This window comes from Roseobacter sinensis, from assembly GCF_025755255.1.
In the GTDB taxonomy this organism is placed as follows: domain Bacteria; phylum Pseudomonadota; class Alphaproteobacteria; order Rhodobacterales; family Rhodobacteraceae; genus Roseobacter; species Roseobacter sinensis.
Genome location: NZ_JALIEB010000004.1, coordinates 17616 through 39603, shown reverse-complemented (window position 1 = coordinate 39603; position 21988 = coordinate 17616). Strand labels below are relative to the sequence as shown.

General features: G+C 61.3%; 14 protein-coding genes and 1 pseudogene. 6 read left to right on the top strand and 9 right to left on the bottom strand.

The annotated features are described in order from the left end of the window. Positions 1-9 precede the first annotated feature (9 nt). The 7 genes from rpsL to rpoB form a co-directional block, all read right to left on the bottom strand. A complete protein-coding gene (rpsL, locus tag MUB52_RS07525) occupies positions 10-381 on the bottom strand; it encodes a 30S ribosomal protein S12 (RefSeq protein ID WP_007118826.1) in 372 nt (123 codons plus the stop codon). A gap of 390 nt (positions 382-771) precedes the next feature. After that, positions 772-1701 (bottom strand): DMT family transporter, encoded by a 930-nt coding sequence (locus MUB52_RS24190; RefSeq protein ID WP_450103979.1) that lies wholly within the window; start codon positions 1699-1701, stop codon positions 772-774. Positions 1702-1743: 42 nt separating this feature from the next. Further along, complete coding sequence (locus MUB52_RS07515; protein ID WP_263843593.1) at positions 1744-2976, bottom strand: HlyD family secretion protein; 1233 nt, start codon at positions 2974-2976, stop codon at positions 1744-1746. Positions 2977-2979: 3 nt separating this feature from the next. Beyond that, the gene (locus MUB52_RS07510) at positions 2980-3330 is read right to left on the bottom strand and encodes a hypothetical protein (RefSeq protein ID WP_263843592.1); all 351 of its coding nucleotides are present in this window, start codon (positions 3328-3330) and stop codon (positions 2980-2982) included. A 172-nt stretch (positions 3331-3502) separates the two neighbouring features. Beyond that, entirely contained in the window at positions 3503-7747 is a 4245-nt protein-coding gene (gene rpoC / locus MUB52_RS07505; protein WP_263843591.1) for a DNA-directed RNA polymerase subunit beta', read from the bottom strand. Between the two features lie 24 nt (positions 7748-7771). Next, the gene (locus tag MUB52_RS07500; protein ID WP_263843590.1) at positions 7772-8029 is read right to left on the bottom strand and encodes a hypothetical protein; all 258 of its coding nucleotides are present in this window, start codon (positions 8027-8029) and stop codon (positions 7772-7774) included. Positions 8030-8038: 9 nt separating this feature from the next. Then, the gene (gene rpoB / locus MUB52_RS07495) at positions 8039-12175 is read right to left on the bottom strand and encodes a DNA-directed RNA polymerase subunit beta (protein WP_263843589.1); all 4137 of its coding nucleotides are present in this window, start codon (positions 12173-12175) and stop codon (positions 8039-8041) included. A 439-nt stretch (positions 12176-12614) separates the two neighbouring features. Here rpoB and MUB52_RS07490 point away from each other — a divergent pair, with 439 nt between their 5' ends. Then, positions 12615-13634, top strand: a complete 1020-nt coding sequence (locus MUB52_RS07490; protein WP_263843588.1) for a DUF2927 domain-containing protein — start codon at positions 12615-12617, stop codon at positions 13632-13634. A gap of 242 nt (positions 13635-13876) precedes the next feature. On the opposite strand, the pseudogene MUB52_RS07485 reads toward MUB52_RS07490, so the two are convergent. Further along, positions 13877-14097, bottom strand: a pseudogene (locus MUB52_RS07485) (ribosomal protein L7/L12); the annotation flags it as partial. Between the two features lie 110 nt (positions 14098-14207). On the opposite strand from MUB52_RS07485, the gene MUB52_RS07480 reads away from it, so the two are divergent. Continuing rightward, the gene (locus tag MUB52_RS07480; RefSeq protein WP_318527407.1) at positions 14208-16106 is read left to right on the top strand and encodes an FAD-dependent monooxygenase; all 1899 of its coding nucleotides are present in this window, start codon (positions 14208-14210) and stop codon (positions 16104-16106) included. Between the two features lie 223 nt (positions 16107-16329). Here the strand turns inward: MUB52_RS07480 and MUB52_RS07475 are convergent, their stop codons facing one another. Then, a complete protein-coding gene (locus tag MUB52_RS07475; protein WP_263843587.1) occupies positions 16330-18174 on the bottom strand; it encodes a sigma 54-interacting transcriptional regulator in 1845 nt (614 codons plus the stop codon). A gap of 189 nt (positions 18175-18363) precedes the next feature. Here MUB52_RS07475 and MUB52_RS07470 point away from each other — a divergent pair, with 189 nt between their 5' ends. From MUB52_RS07470 to MUB52_RS07455, 4 genes are read left to right on the top strand one after another with little or no spacing between them, the layout of a single operon-like run. Beyond that, positions 18364-19752, top strand: coding sequence for a CmpA/NrtA family ABC transporter substrate-binding protein (locus MUB52_RS07470; RefSeq protein ID WP_263843586.1), 1389 nt, complete (start codon positions 18364-18366; stop codon positions 19750-19752). After that, positions 19752-20585, top strand: coding sequence for a nitrate ABC transporter permease (gene ntrB / locus MUB52_RS07465; RefSeq protein ID WP_263843585.1), 834 nt, complete (start codon positions 19752-19754; stop codon positions 20583-20585). The genes MUB52_RS07470 and ntrB overlap by 1 nt, the downstream gene beginning before the upstream one ends. Before the next feature lie 10 nt (positions 20586-20595). After that, a complete protein-coding gene (locus MUB52_RS07460; RefSeq protein ID WP_263843584.1) occupies positions 20596-21504 on the top strand; it encodes an ABC transporter ATP-binding protein in 909 nt (302 codons plus the stop codon). 4 nt (positions 21505-21508) lie between these two features. Beyond that, the gene (locus MUB52_RS07455; protein WP_263843583.1) at positions 21509-21988 is read left to right on the top strand and encodes a nuclear transport factor 2 family protein; all 480 of its coding nucleotides are present in this window, start codon (positions 21509-21511) and stop codon (positions 21986-21988) included.

Genomic DNA, 21988 nt, shown 5'->3' with positions numbered 1-21988 from the left:
GGTCTCTCCTTACTTCGGACGCTTCGCGCCGTATTTCGAACGACGTTGCTTGCGGTCTTTCACGCCCTGGGTGTCGAGCACCCCGCGCAGGATGTGATAGCGTACACCCGGAAGGTCCTTCACACGGCCGCCGCGGATCAACACAACCGAGTGTTCCTGCAGGTTGTGGCTCTCGCCGGGGATGTAGCTGATGACCTCGAAGCCGTTGGTCAGGCGGACCTTGGCGACTTTCCGCATCGCGGAGTTCGGCTTCTTCGGTGTCGTTGTATAGACGCGCGTACATACGCCACGCTTCTGCGGGCATTCCTGCAGGTGCATGGACTTGGAGCGTTTGACTTTTGGCTGCCGCGGCTTGCGGATCAGCTGTTGGATCGTTGGCATTCCGGTTCTTTCCCCGTGTTGCTCACATATGTGTGCACGAGGACGACCCCCATGCGGTTGAAACTCTCTCGCAGACGCGTCCGCCTGCGGCTCTGCGCCAGAGGCGCTATGATCTGCCTGCGCCAAGAGCGCCGCGTTGTGCATGCACCCATGGTGCATTGTTCCACATGCACCCATGGTGCAATGCCAAAAGACCGCTCCGTTTCCGTACCGAGGAAAACGACGCGGTGGGTTTACAGAGGATCGGGCCGATAAGGGGCCGGATCGTGACCACTTCAGTTTTGATTTCGGCGCGCAGAGCGGACCCCCGGCGACGAGATGAGCGGCGTATAAAAGGAGTCGGAGAGGCTGTCAACAGCACCTGACTGGAATTCCGTGCCAGCAGTGAGCCTATTGTATCCAGCGCCCGCGCGGTGCGATCAGAGGCTGCGGTGGGCGAGCTGGCGCTCGCGGATGACCGTGTAGGCACTGGCCCCGACAATGATGCCGGCACCGAGAAGCGTGACCGTCGGCGGCCACTCGCCGAACGCGATCCAGCCCAACAGCAGCGCCCAGAGCAGACCGGTATAGCGGAAGGGCGCGATGAAGGACACGTCGCCTTGGCGCATGACCTGAACGCTGAAGTAGTAGCCCCCCCACGATGAAGACCGAAGACGCTGCAATCAGAGTACCGAGCCGCGGCGTGACCGGCACCCATGTGATCGTGAGCGACGCGACCCCCGCCGCCAGCAGCACGCCGAGCGAAGCACAGAAGGTCACAAGAAGCGACGGCGCTTGCGACGAGATCCGCCGGGTGATCAGGTCGCGCGCGGTCACGCAGACAACCGCGATCAGCGCGTAGACCGACCAGAGGGTGAAGCCCTCCGCGCCGGGTTTGACGATCAGCAGCATCCCGCAGAACCCCACCGCGATCGCCGTCAGACGCCGCCAACCCACCGCCTCGCGGAAGATCAGCGCCGACCCGAGCGTGACCGTCAGCGGCAGGATCTGCAGGATCGCCGTGATATTCGCCAGCGGCATGTTCAGAAGGGCGGTGATGAAGAAATACGCAGCACCGACTTCCGAAAGCGAGCGCAGGGCGATCCAGACCCAATCGCCGCGCGCGACACGCCCGCGGAAAGCGCCGCGCGACCACGCCAGCGCAGCAATCAGAGCCGTAGCGATCAGCCCGCGCAACACCAGCAGTTGGAACAGGGGCACGGCACCACCCGTGGCCTTGATCAGCGCGTCATTGATCGTAAAGCACGCCATGGAGGCCATCATCAGAAGCGCGCCGGTGACATTTGGGGAAAAGCCGGGCCGTTCCGTCTCCATCGTCATCAGATCTGTCAAACCCTTCGGGAAGCCACCGCGCCGCCCCGCTCAGTGCCCTGTGAAAACAAGGGTCTGCAGAGGCAGCAACAGCGACCGAATGCGCAGCCCCGCCGCGTGAACAACCCCAACCGTATCGACGACATGCAGGAAGATCCTCTGTCCAAAGCCAAGCTCTGGGTCCTCAAGCAGGGCGTGATTGTAGGTGTAGGCATTGGCGAGGCAGCGGCTGCCCGGCGGGATGTCATCGGTCTGACCGGGATAGATCGGCTCCAGAAACGCGGTGATGGTGCCCGGCGCGCCCATGTTCTGCGCGTCGCCCAAGCGGTCAGAAGGGCGCAGCTGCCCTGCCGCGATCACATCCTGTACTTCGGTGATGACCATGGGCACGACGGTGAAGGGTTTGGAGACACACATGATCTCGGCGACGCCGCCCGCCTTCACGACCTGCGCAGAGATTTGCGGGAAGCCCGCCTGAAACCGGTTCCGGCCCGCTTCCGAGGGCACGAGGATCCCGGCAGGCCGCAGCACGGGGCTGACGATATCGCCCACCCGCAGGGTGAACTGCTCGATGGTGCCATCGACGCCCGCATAGACGGTGAGCTTTTCGATCTCGTTCACCGCCTGGGCCAGTGCGGCCTCGGCCGTCGCACGCTGGGCGGGCAGTTGCACGGAGATCTGTGCATCGACAGCCTCGACCCCGGCGCGGGCCGCATCGACCTGACCCTGCTTGACGCCCAACTCGTTCTCCAGCAGCTGCACATCCCGGTCACTCACCGCTGCCGAGCCGCGGTTGCGCAGTTCGCGCTGTCGCTCGAGGTCTTCGTGGGTCTGTTCAAACGCTGCGACAGCCTGATCCACCGCGGCGACAGAGGCCGCGCGCTGCGCCTCGGCCAAGACCAGCGCTGCCTCGACCTCGGCGATCTGGCGGCGCGCGGTCTCGGCGGCGGCCTCCTGGCTGCTGCTGTCCAGCCGGAAGATCGGATCGCCCGCCGCGACCTCTGAGTTGATCTCCACATAAACGTCAGAGACGCGCCCGCCCTGCTCCGACAGGATGGTCACGGTGCGGAAGAAGGACGCGACGTTCGAGGTGCTGGGGTGGTAGTAAAACACGATGGTGATGAGCGTGATGGTCAGCATGGCACAGAGCGTGATGCCCCAGCGCAGCTCGTACCAGACAGTGAAGAAAGTAATCTCCTGCCCCCAGCGCTTGCCCTGAAAGCGGCGGCGCAGCAGGTAGTCGGGCAGGATCGTGACCAGCGAGCACAGGATGACCTCAAGCATCGCCTAGCGCTCCCGATTGACGAGGTTTTGCAGCGACTGCGCCATTGAGTTCAGCGGGCTGACCAGATCGGGCGGCCGGAAGGCGGCCAGCACCAGGGCGATGATCCAGAACAGGTTGTTGTGAGTGAAGAGCGCCAGCATCGCGAGGATGCTGATCAGCTGCAACTGCGCGCTATTGCCTTTGTGGGCCATGCGTTCGGGCAGAGCGTGCAGGGTGAAATAGGCGATGCCGAGCAGCAGGATCAGGATCAGCACGAAAAAGACCATCAGGGTGAAGAGCCCGTCGCTGCCATCCGCGCTCGCGAAGTACGGTGGCAGCTGATGCGGGGTCATGGGGTGCTGCGTCTCGGACATGGTCGATCCTGTCGGTGTCGTACTTATGGCGATTCCCGGACGCTAACCGCGAATGCGGCATCGCGCCATAGATATCCCGCAGGGTGCAGAGCAAAACCGGCCCGCGTGACCCAAGAAAAAACCCCCGACGCGGAACACGCCGGGGGCCCATGATGGAAGGTTTGGGCGAGGGTCAGCCGCGGCTGTCCTCCTCCGGTGTCATCACCTGGTCGAAGACGTCGCCGCCGACCATATCGTCGGCCGCCGGCGCAGCGAGCGCGGCGGCGGCCTCGGCCTCCTCGCGACGCGCTTCGATGACGACGTTGTCGCGTTCCTGCGCGATGCGGCGGACCTTCATGGTCGCCCCGCCGGTGCCCGCCGGGATCAGACGGCCCACGATCACGTTCTCCTTCAGACCCACGAGCTTGTCCTTCTTGCCTTGGACAGAGGCCTCGGTGAGCACGCGCGTCGTCTCCTGGAAGGAGGCCGCCGAGATGAAGCTGCGGGTCTGCAGGCTTGCCTTGGTGATGCCCAGAAGGATCGGTTCGCCCTGTGCGGGTCGCCCGCCCTTGGCAATCGCCTTCTCGTTGGCCAGATCGAACTCCTGCTTGTCCACATGCTCGCCTTTCAGCAGCGTTGTGTCGCCCGAGTCCTGGATCTCCCACTTCTGCAGCATCTGGCGCACGATGACTTCGATGTGCTTGTCGTTGATCTTCACACCCTGCAGGCGATAGACATCCTGCACCTCGTCGATCATGTAGTCCGCCAGCGCTTCCACACCGAGAATGGCAAGGATGTCATGCGGCGCGGGGTTCCCGTCCATGATGTAGTCGCCCTTGTGGACAAAATCCCCCTCTGCGACGGGGATGTGCTTGCCCTTCGGCACCATGTACTCGACCTTGACGTCCGGGTCGTCGGCAGACTCGATCGCGATACGGCGCTTGTTCTTGTAGTCCTTGCCGTAGCGCACATAGCCGTCGATTTCGGCGATGATCGCGTGGTCTTTCGGACGCCGCGCCTCGAAAAGCTCGGCCACGCGCGGCAGACCACCGGTGATGTCCTTGGTCTTCGCACCTTCACGCGGAATCCGCGCAACCACGTCACCCGCCTTGATCTCGGCACCGTCCTCGATGGAGAGAACCGCATCCACAGACATCGGATAGGTCACCGGATTGCCCGCCTCGTTGCGCACCGGCTCGCCGCTGCCATCCACCAGAATGATCTCGGGCTTGAGCTCGTTGCCCTTGGCCGCCGAGCGCCAGTCGATCACGATCTTCTGGGTCATGCCGGTGGCGTCGTCGGTCTCGTCCTTCACGGCAATGCCTGAGACAAGGTCGACGAACTTCGCCGTCCCGCTCGCCTCCGCGATGATCGGCAGCGTGTAGGGATCCCACTCAAAGAGCTTATCTCCCCGCACGATGTCCTGGCCATCCTTGACGAAGAGCTTGGAGCCGTAGCCGACCTTGTGGCTGGCACGCTCCTCACCGTTGTCGTCCTGAATGATCAGCTTCATGTTGCGGCCCATGACCATGGTCTCGCCCGAGGCGTTCTCCAGCGTCTGAGCGTTCTCGAAGACGACCTTGCCAGTGTGGCTCGCTTCGAGGAAGGACTGCTGGCCACCCTGAGCGACGCCACCGATGTGGAAGGTCCGCATCGTCAGCTGTGTACCAGGCTCACCGATGGACTGTGCGGCGATGATGCCGACGGCCTCACCGGTGTTCACCATGGTGCCGCGGGCGAGATCGCGCCCGTAACACATGGCGCACACGCCTTCCTCAGCCTCACAGGTCAGCGGGCTGCGGATTCGCGCGGAGGTCACGCTGGCCTCTTCGATGGCATCCGCCATGCGTTCGTCCACCAGCGTGCCAGCGGCGACCATGACCTCGTCGGTGCCAGGGCGCAGAATGTCCTCGGCCACGACGCGGCCCAGGATGCGCTCGGACAGAGAAGCGACAACCTCGCCGTCATTCACAGCCGCATTGGCCGTGATCGACGCCTCGGTGCCGCAGTCGTTCATGCGCACGATGCAGTCCTGTGCCACGTCCACCAGACGCCGGGTCAGATACCCGGAGTTCGCCGTCTTCAGAGCGGTGTCCGACAGACCCTTGCGCGCACCGTGCGTGGAGTTGAAGTACTCCAACACCGTCAGGCCTTCCTTGAAGTTCGAGATGATCGGTGTCTCGATGATGTCGCCGTTGGGCTTGGCCATCAGGCCGCGCATACCGCCCAGCTGTTTCATCTGCGTCACCGACCCCCGCGCGCCCGAGTGCGCCATCATGTAGACCGAGTTCGGCTCCATCTCGGCGCCGTTCTCGTCCTTCTTGCTGGCCGAGATCGAGCCCATCATGGCCTCTGTCACCTTGTCGTTACACTTCGACCAGGCATCGACCACCTTGTTGTACTTCTCGCCCTGGGTGATCAGACCGTCCATATACTGCTGTTCGAAGTCTTTCACCTGGTCGCGCGTCTCTTCGACGATCGGCCATTTGGTGTCGGGGATCAGCATGTCGTCCTTGCCGAAGGAAATCCCGGCCTTGAACGCCTCGCGGAAGCCCATGGTCATGATCTGGTCACAGAAGATGACAGATTCCTTCTGGCCGCAGTAGCGGTAGACGGTGTCGATGACCTGCTGCACTTCCTTCTTGCGCAGTAGGCGGTTCACCAGCTCGAAGGGCGCCTTGGCATTCAACGGCAGGAGCGCGCCGAGACGGATGCGGCCCGGCGTGGTCTCGTAGCGCTTCATCACCTCGAGGCCATTCTCGTCGATCTGCGGAATCCGCGCGGTGATCTTCGAGTGCAGGTGCACAAACCCGGCATCAAGCGCGTGCTGCACCTCTTCCACGGAGCCGAAGACCATGCCTTCGCCCGGCATGCCCTCGCGCTCCAGCGTGGTGTAGTAAAGACCCAGGATCATGTCCTGCGAGGGCACGATGATCGGCGCGCCGTTCGCGGGCGACAGCACGTTGTTCGTGGACATCATCAGCACGCGCGCTTCCAGCTGGGCCTCAAGGCTCAGCGGCACGTGAACGGCCATCTGGTCGCCGTCGAAGTCGGCGTTGAAGGCCGAGCAGACCAGCGGGTGCAGCTGAATGGCCTTGCCTTCGATCAGCACCGGCTCAAACGCCTGAATGCCCAGACGGTGCAGCGTCGGCGCACGGTTCAGCATCACGGGGTGCTCGCGGATCACCTCATCGAGGATGTCCCAGACCTCCGGGCGCTCTTTTTCCACGAGCTTCTTCGCTTGTTTCACGGTGCTAGAGAGGCCCTTGGCCTCCAACCGCGAGTAGATAAAGGGCTTGAAGAGTTCGAGCGCCATCTTCTTGGGCAAGCCGCATTGGTGCAGTTTCAGTTCCGGCCCGGTCACGATGACCGAGCGGCCCGAGAAGTCCACGCGTTTGCCGAGAAGGTTCTGGCGGAAGCGACCCTGCTTGCCTTTCAGCATGTCAGACAGCGATTTCAGCGGGCGCTTGTTGGCCCCGGTGATCACGCGGCCACGGCGGCCGTTGTCGAAGAGCGCATCGACGGATTCCTGCAACATCCGCTTTTCGTTGCGCACGATGATGTCGGGCGCGCGCAGCTCGATGAGCCGCTTGAGGCGGTTGTTCCGGTTGATCACCCGGCGGTAGAGGTCGTTGAGGTCCGACGTCGCAAACCGGCCCCCGTCGAGCGGCACCAGCGGACGCAGCTCTGGCGGGATGACCGGAATGACCGTCAGCACCATCCACTCCGGGCGGTTACCGGATTCAAGGAAGCTTTCCACGACCTTGAGACGCTTGATGATCTTCTTGGGCTTCAGCTCGCCGGTGGCCTCTTTCAGGTCCGCACGCAGCGTTTCCGCTTCCTGCTCCAGATCAATCGCGGCCAGCATCTCGCGGATCGCCTCAGCCCCGATGTTGGCCGTGAAGGCATCCATGCCATAAGCGTCCTGCGCGTCCATATACTCTTCTTCGGTCATCATCTGACCGTATTGGAGATCCGTCAGGCCCGGCTCGATCACCACGTAGTTCTCGAAATACAGAACCCGCTCCAGATCACGCAGGGTCATGTCGAGCATGAGGCCGATGCGGGAGGGCAGCGACTTCAGGAACCAGATGTGCGCGACGGGCGAGGCCAGCTCGATATGGCCCATGCGCTCGCGGCGTACCTTTTGCAGCGTGACTTCCACCCCGCATTTCTCGCAGACAACGCCGCGATACTTCATGCGCTTGTACTTGCCGCAGAGGCACTCGTAGTCCTTGATCGGCCCGAAGATGCGCGCGCAGAAAAGACCGTCCCGCTCCGGCTTGAAGGTCCGGTAGTTGATGGTCTCGGGCTTTTTGATCTCCCCGAAGGACCAGCTCAGGATACGTTCCGGCGAGGCCAGCGACACCTTGATTTCGTCAAACACCTTGGGCGGCGTGAGCGGGTTAAACGGGTTGTTGGTCAGTTCCTGGTTCATATCAGGCTCCTTCCAGAGCGTTAATCAGATCAGAACCACAGCAATAAACATCGCCGCGACTCCAAAAATTCCATGTATTGCGGTGACGGCAACTGCGCGCCCAATGATCGGCCCGCGATTTGGCGGGCTGAATGCACTTCGCAATCGTGTCAAAAACGAATTCCCGTCGAAGGCACTCTGGCACCGGTAGATGATCCAAAGCAACATGACGGTGTTCGACAGGATGATCAGCCGAAAGCTCACCAAGAGGAAGCTCAGCTGATCCGATGGATTTCCATCCATTTAGCCGACTCACTCATCCTCCTCCGCATCGAGAAGCTCCATGTTGAGGCCGAGGCCGCGGACCTCTTTGACCAGAACGTTGAAGCTCTCGGGCACGCCCGCTTCGAAGTTGTCCTCGCCCTTGACGATGCTTTCGTAGACTTTCGTCCGTCCGGCCACGTCGTCCGACTTCACGGTCAGCATCTCCTGCAGGGTGTAGGCGGCGCCGTACGCTTCCAGAGCCCAGACCTCCATTTCCCCGAAGCGCTGGCCGCCGAACTGCGCCTTACCGCCCAGCGGCTGCTGGGTGACGAGGGAGTACGGCCCGGTCGAGCGCGCGTGGATCTTGTCATCCACCAGGTGGTGCAGCTTGAGCAGGTACTTCACGCCAACGGTCACAGGCCGCGCAAATTGCTCGCCGGTGCGCCCGTCGAAGAGGATCGACTGGCCCGATTCCGAGAAACCAGCACGCACCAGCGCGTCATTCACGTCACCCTCTTTCGCACCATCGAAGACCGGCGTTGCAATCGGCACACCGCGTGTGACGTTGCTGGCCGCCTCGATCAGCGTCTCCTCGTCGAGACCGGCGATGCCCTCGGCGTAGACGTCCTCGCCATAGGCGTGGCTCATCGCGTCGCGCACAGGGGTCAGGTCACCCGACCGGCGATACTCCTGCAACGCCTCGTCCACGTTGAGGCCCAGACCGCGCGCGGCCCAGCCCATGTGGGTCTCGAGGATCTGCCCGACGTTCATGCGCGAGGGCACGCCCAGCGGGTTGAGGCAGAAATCGACGGGCGTGCCATCGGCGAGGAACGGCATGTCCTCCATCGGCACCACCTTGGAGATCACACCCTTGTTGCCGTGCCGACCGGCCATCTTGTCGCCCGGCTGAAGCTTGCGCTTCACCGCGACGAAGACCTTGACCATCTTCATCACGCCCGGGGGCAGATCATCGCCGCGGCGGACCTTCTCGACCTTGTCCTCGAAACGGGCATCGAGCGCGCGCTTCTGGATCTCGTACTGCTCGTTGAGCGCCTCAACCACCTGCGCATCGGCCTCGTCCTTCAGCGCGAGCTGCCACCACTGACCGCGGGTCAGCATCTCCAGCAGCTCTTCGGTGATCTCGGAATTGGCGGGCACGCCTTTCGGGCCTTTCACCGCCACCTTCCCCAGGATCATCGACTTCAGACGCGCATAGATGTTGCGGTCGAGGATCGCGAGCTCGTCGTCCCGGTCGCGGGCCAGACGCTCGACTTCCTCACGCTCGATCTGCAGCGCACGCTCGTCCTTTTCCACACCGTGGCGGTTGAAGACACGCACTTCCACGACCGTGCCGAAGTCACCCGGCTTCACGCGCAGCGAGGTGTCGCGCACGTCGGAAGCTTTCTCGCCGAAGATCGCACGCAGGAGTTTCTCCTCCGGCGTCATTGGGCTTTCGCCTTTTGGGGTGATCTTGCCCACGAGGATATCGCCCGGCTCCACATCGGCGCCGATGTAGACAATACCCGCCTCGTCGAGGTTGCGCAGCGCTTCCTCACCAACGTTCGGGATGTCACGGGTGATCTCTTCCGGCCCAAGCTTGGTGTCACGCGCGGCGACTTCAAACTCCTCGATATGGATCGAGGTGAAGACGTCATCCCGCGCGATCCGCTCGGAAATCAGGATGGAGTCCTCGTAGTTGTAGCCATTCCACGGCATGAAGGCGACGACCACGTTCTTGCCAAGGGCCAGTTCACCCATATCGGTGGACGGACCATCGGCGATCACCTGGCCTTTCAGAACGGTGTCGCCCACCTTCACCAGCGGGCGCTGGTTGATACATGTGTTCTGGTTCGAGCGCTGGAATTTGCGCATGCGGTAGATGTCGACGCCCGCGTCACCCAGCTCCAGATCCTCCGTGGCGCGGATCACGATCCGGCTGGCGTCGACCTGGTCGATCACACCGGCGCGTTTCGCCATGATGGCCGCCCCCGAGTCGCGCGCCACAACCTCTTCGATGCCGGTGCCGACCAGCGGCGCCTCGGCTTGCAGCAGCGGCACAGCCTGGCGCTGCATGTTCGAGCCCATCAGGGCGCGGTTGGCGTCGTCATTCTCCAGGAACGGGATGAGCGAGGCCGCGACCGAGACCAGCTGCTTGGGCGACACGTCGATCAGGTCGACCGAGTCGCTGGGGGCCAGCGTGTATTCACCCGCCTGGCGAGTGTTCACGAACTCGTTCACGAATTTGCCGTTCGGATCGATCGCCGCGTTGGCCTGCGCCACGGTATGGCGCATCTCTTCTGTGGCCGACATGTAGTGCACATCGTCCGAGACCACGCCGCCTTCGACCTTGCGATAGGGCGTTTCGATGAAGCCGTACTTGTTCACACGGGCAAAGGTCGCGAGCGAGTTGATGAGGCCGATGTTCGGCCCTTCCGGTGTCTCGATCGGGCACATGCGGCCATAGTGTGTCGGGTGCACGTCGCGCACCTCGAAGCCCGCGCGCTCGCGGGTCAGACCGCCCGGCCCGAGCGCCGACAAACGCCGCTTGTGCGTCACTTCCGACAGCGGGTTGGTCTGGTCCATGAACTGCGAAAGCTGGCTGGAGCCGAAGAACTCGCGCACGGCGGCCGCGGCCGGTTTCGCATTGATCAGGTCCTGCGGCATAACCGTGTCGATCTCGACGGACGACATCCGCTCCTTGATCGCACGCTCCATGCGCAGCAGGCCAACGCGGTACTGGTTCTCCATCAGCTCACCCACGGACCGCACCCGGCGGTTGCCGAGGTGGTCGATGTCGTCGATGTCCCCGCGGCCGTCGCGCAGATCGACGAGCGCCTTGATGCAGGCCACGATGTCTTCGCGGCGCAATGTGCGCACCGTATCCTCGGCATCGAGCGCCAGACGCATGTTCATCTTGACCCGCCCCACGGCCGAGAGGTCATAGCGCTCGCTGTCGAAGAACAGCGTGTCGAAGAGCGCCGAAGCGGCCTCGACGGTGGGCGGCTCGCCCGGACGCATGACGCGGTAGATGTCCATGAGCGCGGTGTCGCGGTTCATGTTCTTGTCCTGCGCCATGGTGTTGCGCATGTAGGGACCGACGTTCACGTTGTCGATGTCGAGCACGGGGATCTCGGTGATCCCGGCGTCGACCAGCTCTTTCACCGTGCCGCCGACAAGCGTGCCGTCCTTGTCGTATTCCAGGGTCAGCTCATCCCCGGCTTCAACGTAGATCGCGCCGTTCTCTTCGTTGATGATGTCCTTGGCGACAAATTTGCCGGCGATATGATCGTAGGGCAGCAGCAGCTCCGTCACCGAGCCTTCGTCGATAAGCTGCTTCACGGCGCGTGGCGTGACCTTCTTGCCCTTCTCGAAGAGCACCTCGCCCGAGGCTGCATCGACCAGATCGAAGGTCGGCCGGGTGCCGCGCACGCGATCCGGGAAGAAGGGCGCCACCCAGCCCTTGTTCTTTTCAAGCTTGTAGGTGATCGTGTTGTAATAGGCATCCATGATGCCTTCCTGGTCGAGCCCAAGGGCATAGAGCAGCGTCGTCACCGGCAGTTTGCGGCGGCGGTCGATGCGCGCAAAGACGATGTCCTTGGCGTCGAATTCGAAGTCCAGCCAGGAGCCGCGGTACGGGATGATCCGGCAAGCAAAGAGCAGCTTGCCCGAGCTGTGCGTCTTGCCCTTGTCGTGATCGAAGAACACGCCGGGCGAGCGGTGCATCTGGCTGACGATCACACGCTCGGTGCCGTTGACCACAAAGGTGCCGTTCGGCGTCATCAACGGCATGTCGCCCATGAAGACGTCTTGTTCCTTGATGTCCTTCACGGATTTGGCGCCGGTGTCCTCATCCACATCGAACACGATGAGGCGCAGCGTCACCTTGAGCGGCGCCGAATAGGTCATGTCGCGCTGCTGACATTCCTCGACGTCGTATTTGGGCTTTTCCAGCTCGTACTTGACGTATTCAAGCACGGAGGTTTCGTTGAAGTCCTTGATCGGGAAGACCGACTGGAAGACACCCGCGATGCCCTCGCCGTCCGTCGGGACATCGGCGTCGCCGGAGTTCAGGAAAAGGTCGTAGGAAGACTTTTGCACCTCGATGAGGTTCGGCATCTCCAGCACTTCGCGGATCTTGCCGTAGTATTTGCGTAGACGTTTCTGGCCGAGGAACGTGTTTGCCATGCGAAGTCGCACTCCATATCTTTGTCTGTTCGCGCAGCGGGGGGGCGGCCCGTCGCGAACGCTCAAAGATCGAAAAGAAGATCTATCCCTGCGTGCTTGCCCGAAAGCACGCGCCCGATCATAATCTCTCCGGAAAAAGCCGCTCGGGTGGGTCTGGGGCGGCTTTTTGCGAAAGATTTCAGGGGTATGTGAGTGTGCCTGCTCCTGCCTGTGTCAAAGACGCAAAAAGCCGGGCGCGAATCATCGCTCCCAGCGGAAGTCATCACATAGGCCGTGATTAACAAAAGCACAACAGTGCGGGCGGAGAAAAGTGGTTTTTTGGTTTTGGTGGCCGGGATGATGTCCCAATCAATATTCGCAGCGAACCCGCGTTTGGAGACCCACAAGAGAAGACTGGTCCAAAGCCCCGTGCCTCGGGTGCAAAGCCACCGACTCAATCATGCGTAAGGTTTACTGCTTACTTGTTGACGGTGGCGTTTCGTGTGTTTGCGGGTGTGCAGATGAACAAATGGGAGTTAAACAGGACGTCGGAAACATTGTCAGATTATCGAGCGTTTATGCTATGCGGCCGATAAAGCGCACCATGCTGTCAACAGCAGCAAACCCTGATCAAAGGCACTTTTCGATTTCGTTGACGACCAAACTCTCTACGCTGGCGCTGTTTATGACACTTGCGAACCCAATCACTGCGAGTGAACTCTCGGATTCTGACAGGATTCTGGTCACCGAGTTTGAGCAACAGAGTGGCATACCCTTTGAAGATTTTTTCTCCACCATAGTGCATCAGCGATCTCAGTGTACGATTGAACCTGATCCATGCCAACGACCAATGCGCAAACTCACGACGAGCTACGATTTGGTTCTAAGTGCCGTTGAAGACATGCCCGGTGTGGAGGCGGTCAATGCGATTGAGGCAGCAGTCCTTCAAGTCTTGGATGACGTTATTGTTACGACTGGTATAGTGCCTACATTTCAAGAAGAATTTGGCGACTACGACCGTGGGTACATAAATCTACTGATGGTTGACCAGAGGACCTTTAAAGCATCGCCGGAAACATATCTGCGAAAATACATTTTACGTCCTGAATTTGGCGATCCGCACATCAGGCAAGTGGCTTTTCGATCTTTTGTGGATGAGCAATACGCTTGCATCATGATCTTGAAAGGCGACGATACGGGGAATCTTAAATACGCAGATATCTGGATAAAAAACGATGTGTCAGAGCGTTCGATGCGAAGATGCGTTTCTGAGAAATTCTTCAATGCCCTAGGAATAGATCAAAGGGAAGCAGACAATGGCATTGTGTTCGACTGGCCTATAGCCGACTTTGACGTGCGACAGGGTCTTAGCCCACTGCATCTGCTATTGCTAAAATTGCTCTACCGCGAGGAATTCCAACCAGGTCAAAGTCAGGACGAAACCCGTGCAGAGATCGAGGTCATCCTATCTGGTCAATAGAAGCTCGAAATATCGCCCGAGTGTGGCGCAGCCCGTTTAGTACCAACTAGTCCAAGAAATCGCCTTAGGCTAGATGACCTATTTGTAGACGGCATCCCATCAACAGAAGACATGCGTATATGACAGCAGCCACACCGCGTGCGTTCCTAATGAAAGTTTAGAACCGATAAGTTCGGTTCAACAAAAAACAAAAAAGGCGCCTCGTTTTCGAAGCGCCTTTCGTGTTCGTAAAAGCGTCAGGCTTAGGCCAGTTCGACCTCGGTGCCAGCTGCTTCTAGCTTGCCCTTGATCTCTTCGACTTTGTCTACGTTTTCCCTGATCTTGCCGCTCGCTTGAACAAGGTGCTTGGCTTCTTTCAGGCCCAGATCGGTGATACCCCGCGCTTCCTTGATCACATTGATCGTTGAAGCGCCTGCGTTTTTCAGGACAGATCGGGTTGTGACTTTTCGCCCTCGGCTTCACCGGTCTACTCGGACGCCCTGAGCAGAAATACCTTAGGTAGCACGCCCAGCCGATTCCTCTGCACGCGCTCTTTTGACATGAACCGGGCTCGATCCCTATGGTCGGGTTTGTGTGACGGATCAACGCGGGGTGATCATGCAGTTTCACCTCAACGGCTTCAGAACGGGCGATCCCTCCATCGCGGAGAACGTGCCCGGCGCAGATGACCGCCCCAGCGCCGTCGATGTGCTAATCGTGGGCTGCGGACCAGCCGGATTGACGCTTGCGGCACAGCTTTCGATGTTTGCGGATATCACGGTCCGGATCGCCGAGCGCAAACCCGGCCCGCTCGAAGTGGGGCAGGCCGACGGTATCGCGTGCCGATCCATGGAGATGTTCCAGGCCTTCGGTTTTGCCGAGAAGGTCATGAAGGAAGGATATTCGGTCAACGAGGTCACCTTCTGGCGCCCGTCCCGATCAGGGCACGGGATTTCTCGCGCTGACCGCATTCGGGATGTGGAAGACGACCTCTCGGAGATGCCCCACATCATCCTGAGCCAAGCCCGGGTTCACGACTTCTATCTCGAGGTCATGCGAAAGGGACCGCGCCACCTGGTGCCCGAGTACAATCGCGAATTGATCTCGGTCGCGCGATCCGACGAGACCGACTACCCGGTGATCGCCAAGCTCCGCTGTCTCGATCAAGGCGATGAAGAGGAGGTCATCCGCGCGCGCTATCTTGTCGGCTGTGACGGTGCGCGCAGCCGCGTCCGCGCGGAGATGGGCCATGTCTTGAAGGGACAGACGGCCCGACAGCTGTGGGGGGTGATGGACATCCTGCCTCGGACAGACTTCCCGGACATCCGGCTCAAATGCGCAATCCAGTCCGAAGAGGCCGGCAGTATCCTGATCATCCCACGCGAGGGCGGCTACATGGTGCGCCTCTACATCGAGCTTGATGCCTTGGCCGAGGGCGAACGCGCGGCTGATCGAGGGGTCACGCCCGAGCTGCTCATTTCCAAAGCGCAGCAGATCATGCAGCCCTTCCGAATTGAGGCCGCCGAAACGGCCTGGTGGTCGGCTTACGAAATCGGCCAGCGCCTCTGCGATGCGTTCGACGACGTCTCCGAGAGCGAGCGGGGCAAGCGCGGTCCACGCATCTTCATCGCGGGAGATGCCTGTCACACCCACAGCCCGAAGGCCGGCCAAGGCATGAACGTGTCGATGGCGGACGGCTTCAACCTGGGCTGGAAGCTGGCAGCAGTCTTGCGCGGCCAGGCGAGACCTGCGCTTCTCGACACGTATTCCCAAGAACGGCGCGCAACGGCGCGGGAGCTGATCGACTTTGATCGGGATATGGCACGCCTGTTCAGCGCCAAGCCGAAAGATACCGCGGAGGCCGAGATGTTTCAGAAATACTTTCAGAAACACGGGCGCTACACCGCGGGGGTCGAGACCTGCTATGCGCCATCGCTGATCACGGCTGCGCCCCATCATCAGGACCTTGCCCGCGGCTACGCGGTCGGGCAGCGCTTCCACTCGGCGCCGGTCGTGAGATTGGCCGATGCCAAGCCAATGCAGCTTGCCCATGCGTTCACGGCGGACGGCCGCTGGCGCATCGTCCTCTTCGCACCTGAGGGTGACGATGGGACAGGTGGCGGACCCGTCGCAACTGTCTGCAGCGTTCTGAGTGATCCCGACGGCCTTCTGATACGCCATACGCCGCCCGAGCGGGACATCGACAGCGTCATTGATGTCAGAGCGGTGTTTCCGCAGCACCACCGCGACATGAAGTTCACAAGCCTGCCCGCGCTCCTGCGACCGGAGAAAGGGCGCCTGCGTCTCACCGACTACGAAAAGGTCTATTGCGCCCAGCACCGCGGACAAGACATTTTCGATCTTCGGGGCATCGACAGAAACCGTGGTGCGCTGGTGCTTGTCCGACCGGATCACCATGTCGCGGGCGTTTTTCCGTTGAATGCCCTAGCCGACCTGGAAGCGTTCTTGGGGAGACTCCTTACACCGGTCTGAAGTCCGACTGCTCAGCTCGAAACCTGCGCCTCAGTCTGTCTTTCAAGCCGGTGGCTGCGGCACTTAAGACGCAGGTCCATGCCCCGCGGCACGGCATTGCCAAGCGCGCCTTTCATCACCTATGCGATCCGATGCCATGCGAGATCACAGGTCGCGGGCGTGTTGCACAACGGCCGATGCGCCCGCGCGGCCCCCCATGCAAAGCGATCTTCTGGTGACGTTCTCACTTGAACAGCGTCGGGTCGACGCCCAGCGATTTGATCTTTGAGTAGGCAGTTGTCGGTGCGATGCCAAGCATGGCGGCCGCCCCTTTCTGACCCGCCACCTTGCCTTTGGTGCGGCGCAATGCGTTTTGCAGGTTCTCGCGTTCCAGACTGCGCAACTCCTCATTCGTCAGAACGACATCCGAGCGCTTGCTCAGCCGGTTCTCCTGGCGCTGGAAATCGAACTTCAGTCGCCCGCCTTGCGCCAGGATGGCGGCGCGTTCGATGACGTTTTCAAGCTCACGCACGTTCCCCGGCCACTCATATTGTTTCAGCGCGTCGATGTTCGACTTCGAGAGCCGCGTCGCAGGCAGGCGCAGACGGCGCGTTGTGCGGTCGAGGAAGTGCTTGGCGAGATAGGGAATGTCCTCGGGGCGCTCGTGCAGCGGTTCGCAGGTGATCGAAAACACATTGAGCGCAAAGTAGAGGTCTTGCCGGAAGCGCCCAGCACGCAGCTCTGCCATCAGATCCCGCGAAGTTGTAGCGACCACCGTGAGGGAAACCGGCGTCTGGGTGCTGTCGCCGAGGCGCTGAAAGTGACCACGCTGCAACACGTCGTAGAGCTTTGCCTGCACACCCTTCGGCAGCTCGGCGATTTCATCCAGATGCAGCGTTCCGTTATGCGCCATGATCAGCTTGCCGGTGTTGTCCCGGGTCGCCCCGGCAAAGGCGCCCCGACGATAGCCGAAGAGCTCCGCCTCCAGCTCGTGCGCGGAGAGATGATCGCAGCTGATGCGCACGAGCGGCCGCCGGGCGCGGTCGCTGGCCTCGTGAATGGCCGAGACGGTCAGGCTCTTGCCCGAGCCGGGCGGACCCGAGACCAGCACATGGGCCTTGTTGCGCGCCGCCAGATCAATGCGCGCGTTCAGCGACTTGATTGCCGGCGAGACCCCCACAACCCCGGTGTGCGACCGGGCGGAGCGGATTTCGGTGAGCAGATAATCATTCTCCTGCTCCAGCTTGACCTTCAGCTCTTCGACCTGCGCCAGTGCTTCGCGCAGCTTGCGTTCGTTTTCCTTTCGCTCAGTCACGTCGCGAAAGATCACCACCGCGCCCGCCAGCACGCCGTGATCGTAGATCGGGGTCGAGACATATTCGACCAGGATGGGCTTGCCGTCCTTTCGCCAGAAGACATCATCGTCGACACGCTTGGTCTCCTCTTGCCGGAAGGAGGCGTAGATCGGGCATTCATGCGCAGGAAAATGCTCTCCGCTCAGGTGCTTGTGATGGATGGTGGCGTGCAGGTCACGCCCGATCAGATCCTCCGAGGACCAGCCCAGCATTTCCTGTGCGGCCCGGTTCACGAAGGTCGCCTGGCCCATGGCGTTGATGCCGTAGATGCCTTCACCCGCTGCCTCGAGGATCAGGTGGTTTTGCGCCTCAACCTCGCGGAAAAAGCCATAGATGTTCTGCCATTGCGAGAGGCCCGCCCTTTGATGCGCGTTCTGCTCGGCCACCCGGCTGCGGTGGTCGTGTTCGTCGAGGTCGAGACAGCTGATCAGCACCAGGTCAGGCTGGTATTGCACACCGTAGGTTTGCAGGCGCAGCGCAGCACCATCCGCCCCAGACAGCGACAGGCTGCGGTCGATAAAGGTTCCGAAATGCGCGACCGCGTCGAAGAACACCGCTGCAGTCGAGATATCGCACTGCAAAAGCGTTGAGAATGCCGCGCCGACCGCCTCTCCCCCGAGGAAGCGACGTGCGGTCTCATTGGCAGACAGGACGCGATCGCTCCGTGTGTTCACGAGAAGCGTCGGCAGGGGGTGGTGGCGCACCAACCGCTCAGAATCGGGAAGATCAAGCATGTCGGGCAGTATCGCAGCGGCGCCCGCAACTGCCTTTACGAGAAATCGTAATTCACGAGAAATCGTGAGATGTGCTCAGAAATTCATCAATGGTTTCAACACAGTGACGGTTTCTGTGCACCTGTCAGACCGCATTTTCCCCGGAAGCTCGACGTGGGACAGTTCAGTAAACGCTGACAGGAGATGGACATGACGATCAAAAGCCTAGGCAACCCGTTTTCGGAAAAGACCGATCTGAGGCATGGCGCTGAGTGCGGCTGCGAGGGGTGTCTGGCGGGTCATGGGCACGATCACGACCATGTCGAACCGCATCAGATGTCATCTGAGCAGATGATGGAGCGCGCGGTGGAAAGCGCGATTGTCCGCTCCGTCTTCGGACAGAGCGACATCGGTCGCCGGTCCTTCATGGGCATGATCGGCGGGGCTACGGCAGCGGCAACCCTCGCCTCGGTATTCCCGCTGGAGCAGGCGAAGGCGGCAATCCTCGACGAGCTTGGCCCGCCCGAGAAAACCGACCTCAACATCGGTTTTGTGCCAATCACCTGTGCAACGCCGATCATCATGGCGCAGCCGTTGGGTTTTTACGAACGCTATGGTCTAAACGCCGAGGTCATCAAGACCGCCGGCTGGGCGGTCGCGCGCGACAAGTCGCTGTCGGGCGAGTATGACGCCAGCCACATGCTGACACCGATGCCGCTGGCGATGACGCTGGGCGCGGGCTCGGTTGCCACGCCCTACATCATGCCGGCGGTGGAGAACATCAACGGGCAGGCGATTGTCCTGTCGAACGAGCACCTCGACAAGCGCGATCCGCAACAGTGGAAAGGCTTCACCTTCGGGGTGCCGTTCGAATATTCGATGCACAACTTCCTGCTGCGCTACTACGTGGCGGAGTTCGGGCTGGACCCCGACAAGGACATCCAGATCCGCGTGGTGCCGCCACCCGAGATGGTCGCGAATCTGCGCGCCGGGAACCTCGATGGCTATCTCTCGCCCGACCCGTTCAACCAGCGCGCGGTCTTCGAGGGCATCGGCTTCATCCACATCCTGACCAAGGAGATTTGGGAAGGGCATCCGTGCTGTGCCTTTGCCGCCCCTCTGAGCTTTGCGCAGGAGCTGCCCAACACCTATGGCGCGCTGCTGAAGTCGATCATCGATGCCACGCAATACGCCTCGAACCCCGACAATCGCATCGAGATTGCCGAGGCGATTTCGCCCACCAACTATCTCAACCAACCGGTGACGGTCGTACAGCAGGTACTCACGGGCACCTATGCGGACGGTTTGGGCGAGGTCCAGAAAGTGCCCGACCGGATCGACTTCGACCCCTTCCCCTGGCATTCGATGGGTGTCTGGATCCTGACGCAGATGAAGCGTTGGGGCTATATCGAGGGGGATATCGACTACAAGGCCGTGGCCGAGCAGGTGTACCTCGCTTCGGATGCCAAGAAGGTGATGACCGACCTGGGTTATGACGCGCCGGACATCACCTACAAATCGCATACCATCATGGGCAAGACCTTCGACCCGGCTGAGCCGGAAGCCTATGTCGACAGCTTCGCGATCAAGGCGGGCTGATGAAAACACTGTCTGAAAACCGAAAGGCGGCCCTTCTTTCGATCCTGATCCTGATCGTGAGCTGCCTGATCTGGGAAGCGTCGATCCCCGCGCAGAAGGCCGTGGGGGAGCTGACCGAATATGAGTTGCTCACCGGCGGCGGGCAGCCCAAGGCGGGAGTGCCGCCGCCCAGCCAGGTGCTGGCCAAGGCGTGGGAGCAGCTGTCGAACCCCTTCTATGACGCAGGCCCCAACGACAAGGGGATCGGCATCCAGATCGGCTATTCGATCTACCGTGTGTTGACAGGGTACCTGCTGGCAGCCGCCATCGCGATTCCGCTGGGGTTCCTGATCGGCATGTCTTCGGTGGCCTACAAGGCGCTGAACCCGTTTATCCAGGTGTTGCGGCCGATCTCGCCGCTCGCGTGGATGCCGCTGGCGCTCTTTGTCATTCAGGACAGCGAAATGAGTGCGATCTTCGTGATCTTCATCTGCTCGATTTGGCCGATGCTGATCAACACGGCCTTCGGCGTGGCCGGGGTCCGCGAGGATTGGGTGAACGTGGCGCGCACACATGAGTTGAGCGCGCTGAAGACCGCCTTCACCGTGATCCTGCCCGCCGCCGCCCCCACCATCGTGACGGGCATGCGGATCTCTATCGGCATCGCCTGGCTGGTGATCGTTGCGGCCGAGATGCTCGTGGGCGGAACTGGCATCGGCTATTATGTCTGGAACGAGTGGAACAACCTCGATCTGACCTCCGTCATCTTTTCCATCCTCATGATTGGCGTCGTGGGCATGCTGCTGGACTCGCTGTTCGGCCTGCTGCAACGCACCGTCGCTTATACGGAATAGGAGCGCCTTCGTGACAAAGCCCTTTCTGAGCATCGAGCACCTCACCCAACGCTATCCCGACGGGCAAGGCGGCGCGTTCACCGTCTTCGAGAACGCCAGCTTTGGCATCGACAAGGGCGAATTCGTCTGCATCCTGGGCCATTCGGGCTGTGGGAAATCGACGATCATGAACATTCTCGCCGGTCTGGCCGAGCCCACGGGCGGGGTGGTCAAGATGGACGGGATGCATGTCTCCGGCCCCAGCCTCGACCGGGGCGTGGTGTTCCAGAACTATTCGCTGTTGCCCTGGCTTTCCGCGCTCAAGAACGTGACCTTCGGCGTCTCGGCGCGCTTTCCAAGCTGGGGTAAGGCACGTGTGATCGAGCATTCCACGGCCTTTCTCGCGAAGGTGGGCCTGACCGGCGACGCGATCCATCGCAAGCCGAGCCAGCTCTCGGGCGGTATGCGCCAGCGGGTCTCCATAGCGCGGGCCTTTGCCAATGAACCGAAACTGCTGTTGCTGGATGAGCCCTTCGGCGCGCTCGATGCGCTGACTCGCGGCACGATTCAAGACGAGTTGATCAAGGTCTGGAGCGACACGGATCAGACCGTCTTCATGATCACCCATGACATCGACGAGGCGATCCTGCTGGCCGACCGCATCCTGCTGATGACCAACGGGCCGATGGCGCAGGTGGCCGAAAGCGTCGAGATCACCATTCCGCGTCCACGTGTGCGCAATGACATTGTCGAGCATCCGAATTACTATGCCATTCGCAATCATCTGGTGCACTTCCTCGCCCAGCGGTCGGCGGAGCTGTCTGGTCAGGCACAAACACCGGACCAGCAGCCCAAGCCGGTGCGGATCGATATGACGGAAGATGCCGATAGCGAAGACCCCGAGCCCGCCACGCCGATCCTGCGGGCGGTGGAGGGGTGAGACCATGACCGACACGCTGCCCCGCCCGCCGCTGCCGCCGTTTTCCTATGAGGAAGCCGTAGCGAAGGTCCGCATGGCGGAAAACGCCTGGAACACGCGCGACCCGGCCAAGGTGGCGCAGGCCTACACACCCGACACGCGCTGGCGCAACCGCGCGGAGTTTCCGCGCGGCCGTGCCGAGGTGCAAGACTTCCTGACCCGCAAATGGGCCAAGGAGACAGGCTATCGCCTGATCAAGGAGATCTGGGCGCATGAGGGCCGCCGGATCGCCGTGCGCTTTTGTTACGAATGGCACGACACGGCGGGCCAGTGGTACCGCGCCCATGGCAATGAGAACTGGGAGTTCGACGATCTGGGCTACATGGCCGTGCGCCACGCTTCGATCAACGATGTGCATATCGCGGAGGACGACCGCCTGTTTCACTGGCCCGAGGGCACACCCCGGCCTGACGATCACCCCGGACTGACAGAGTTAGGACTATAG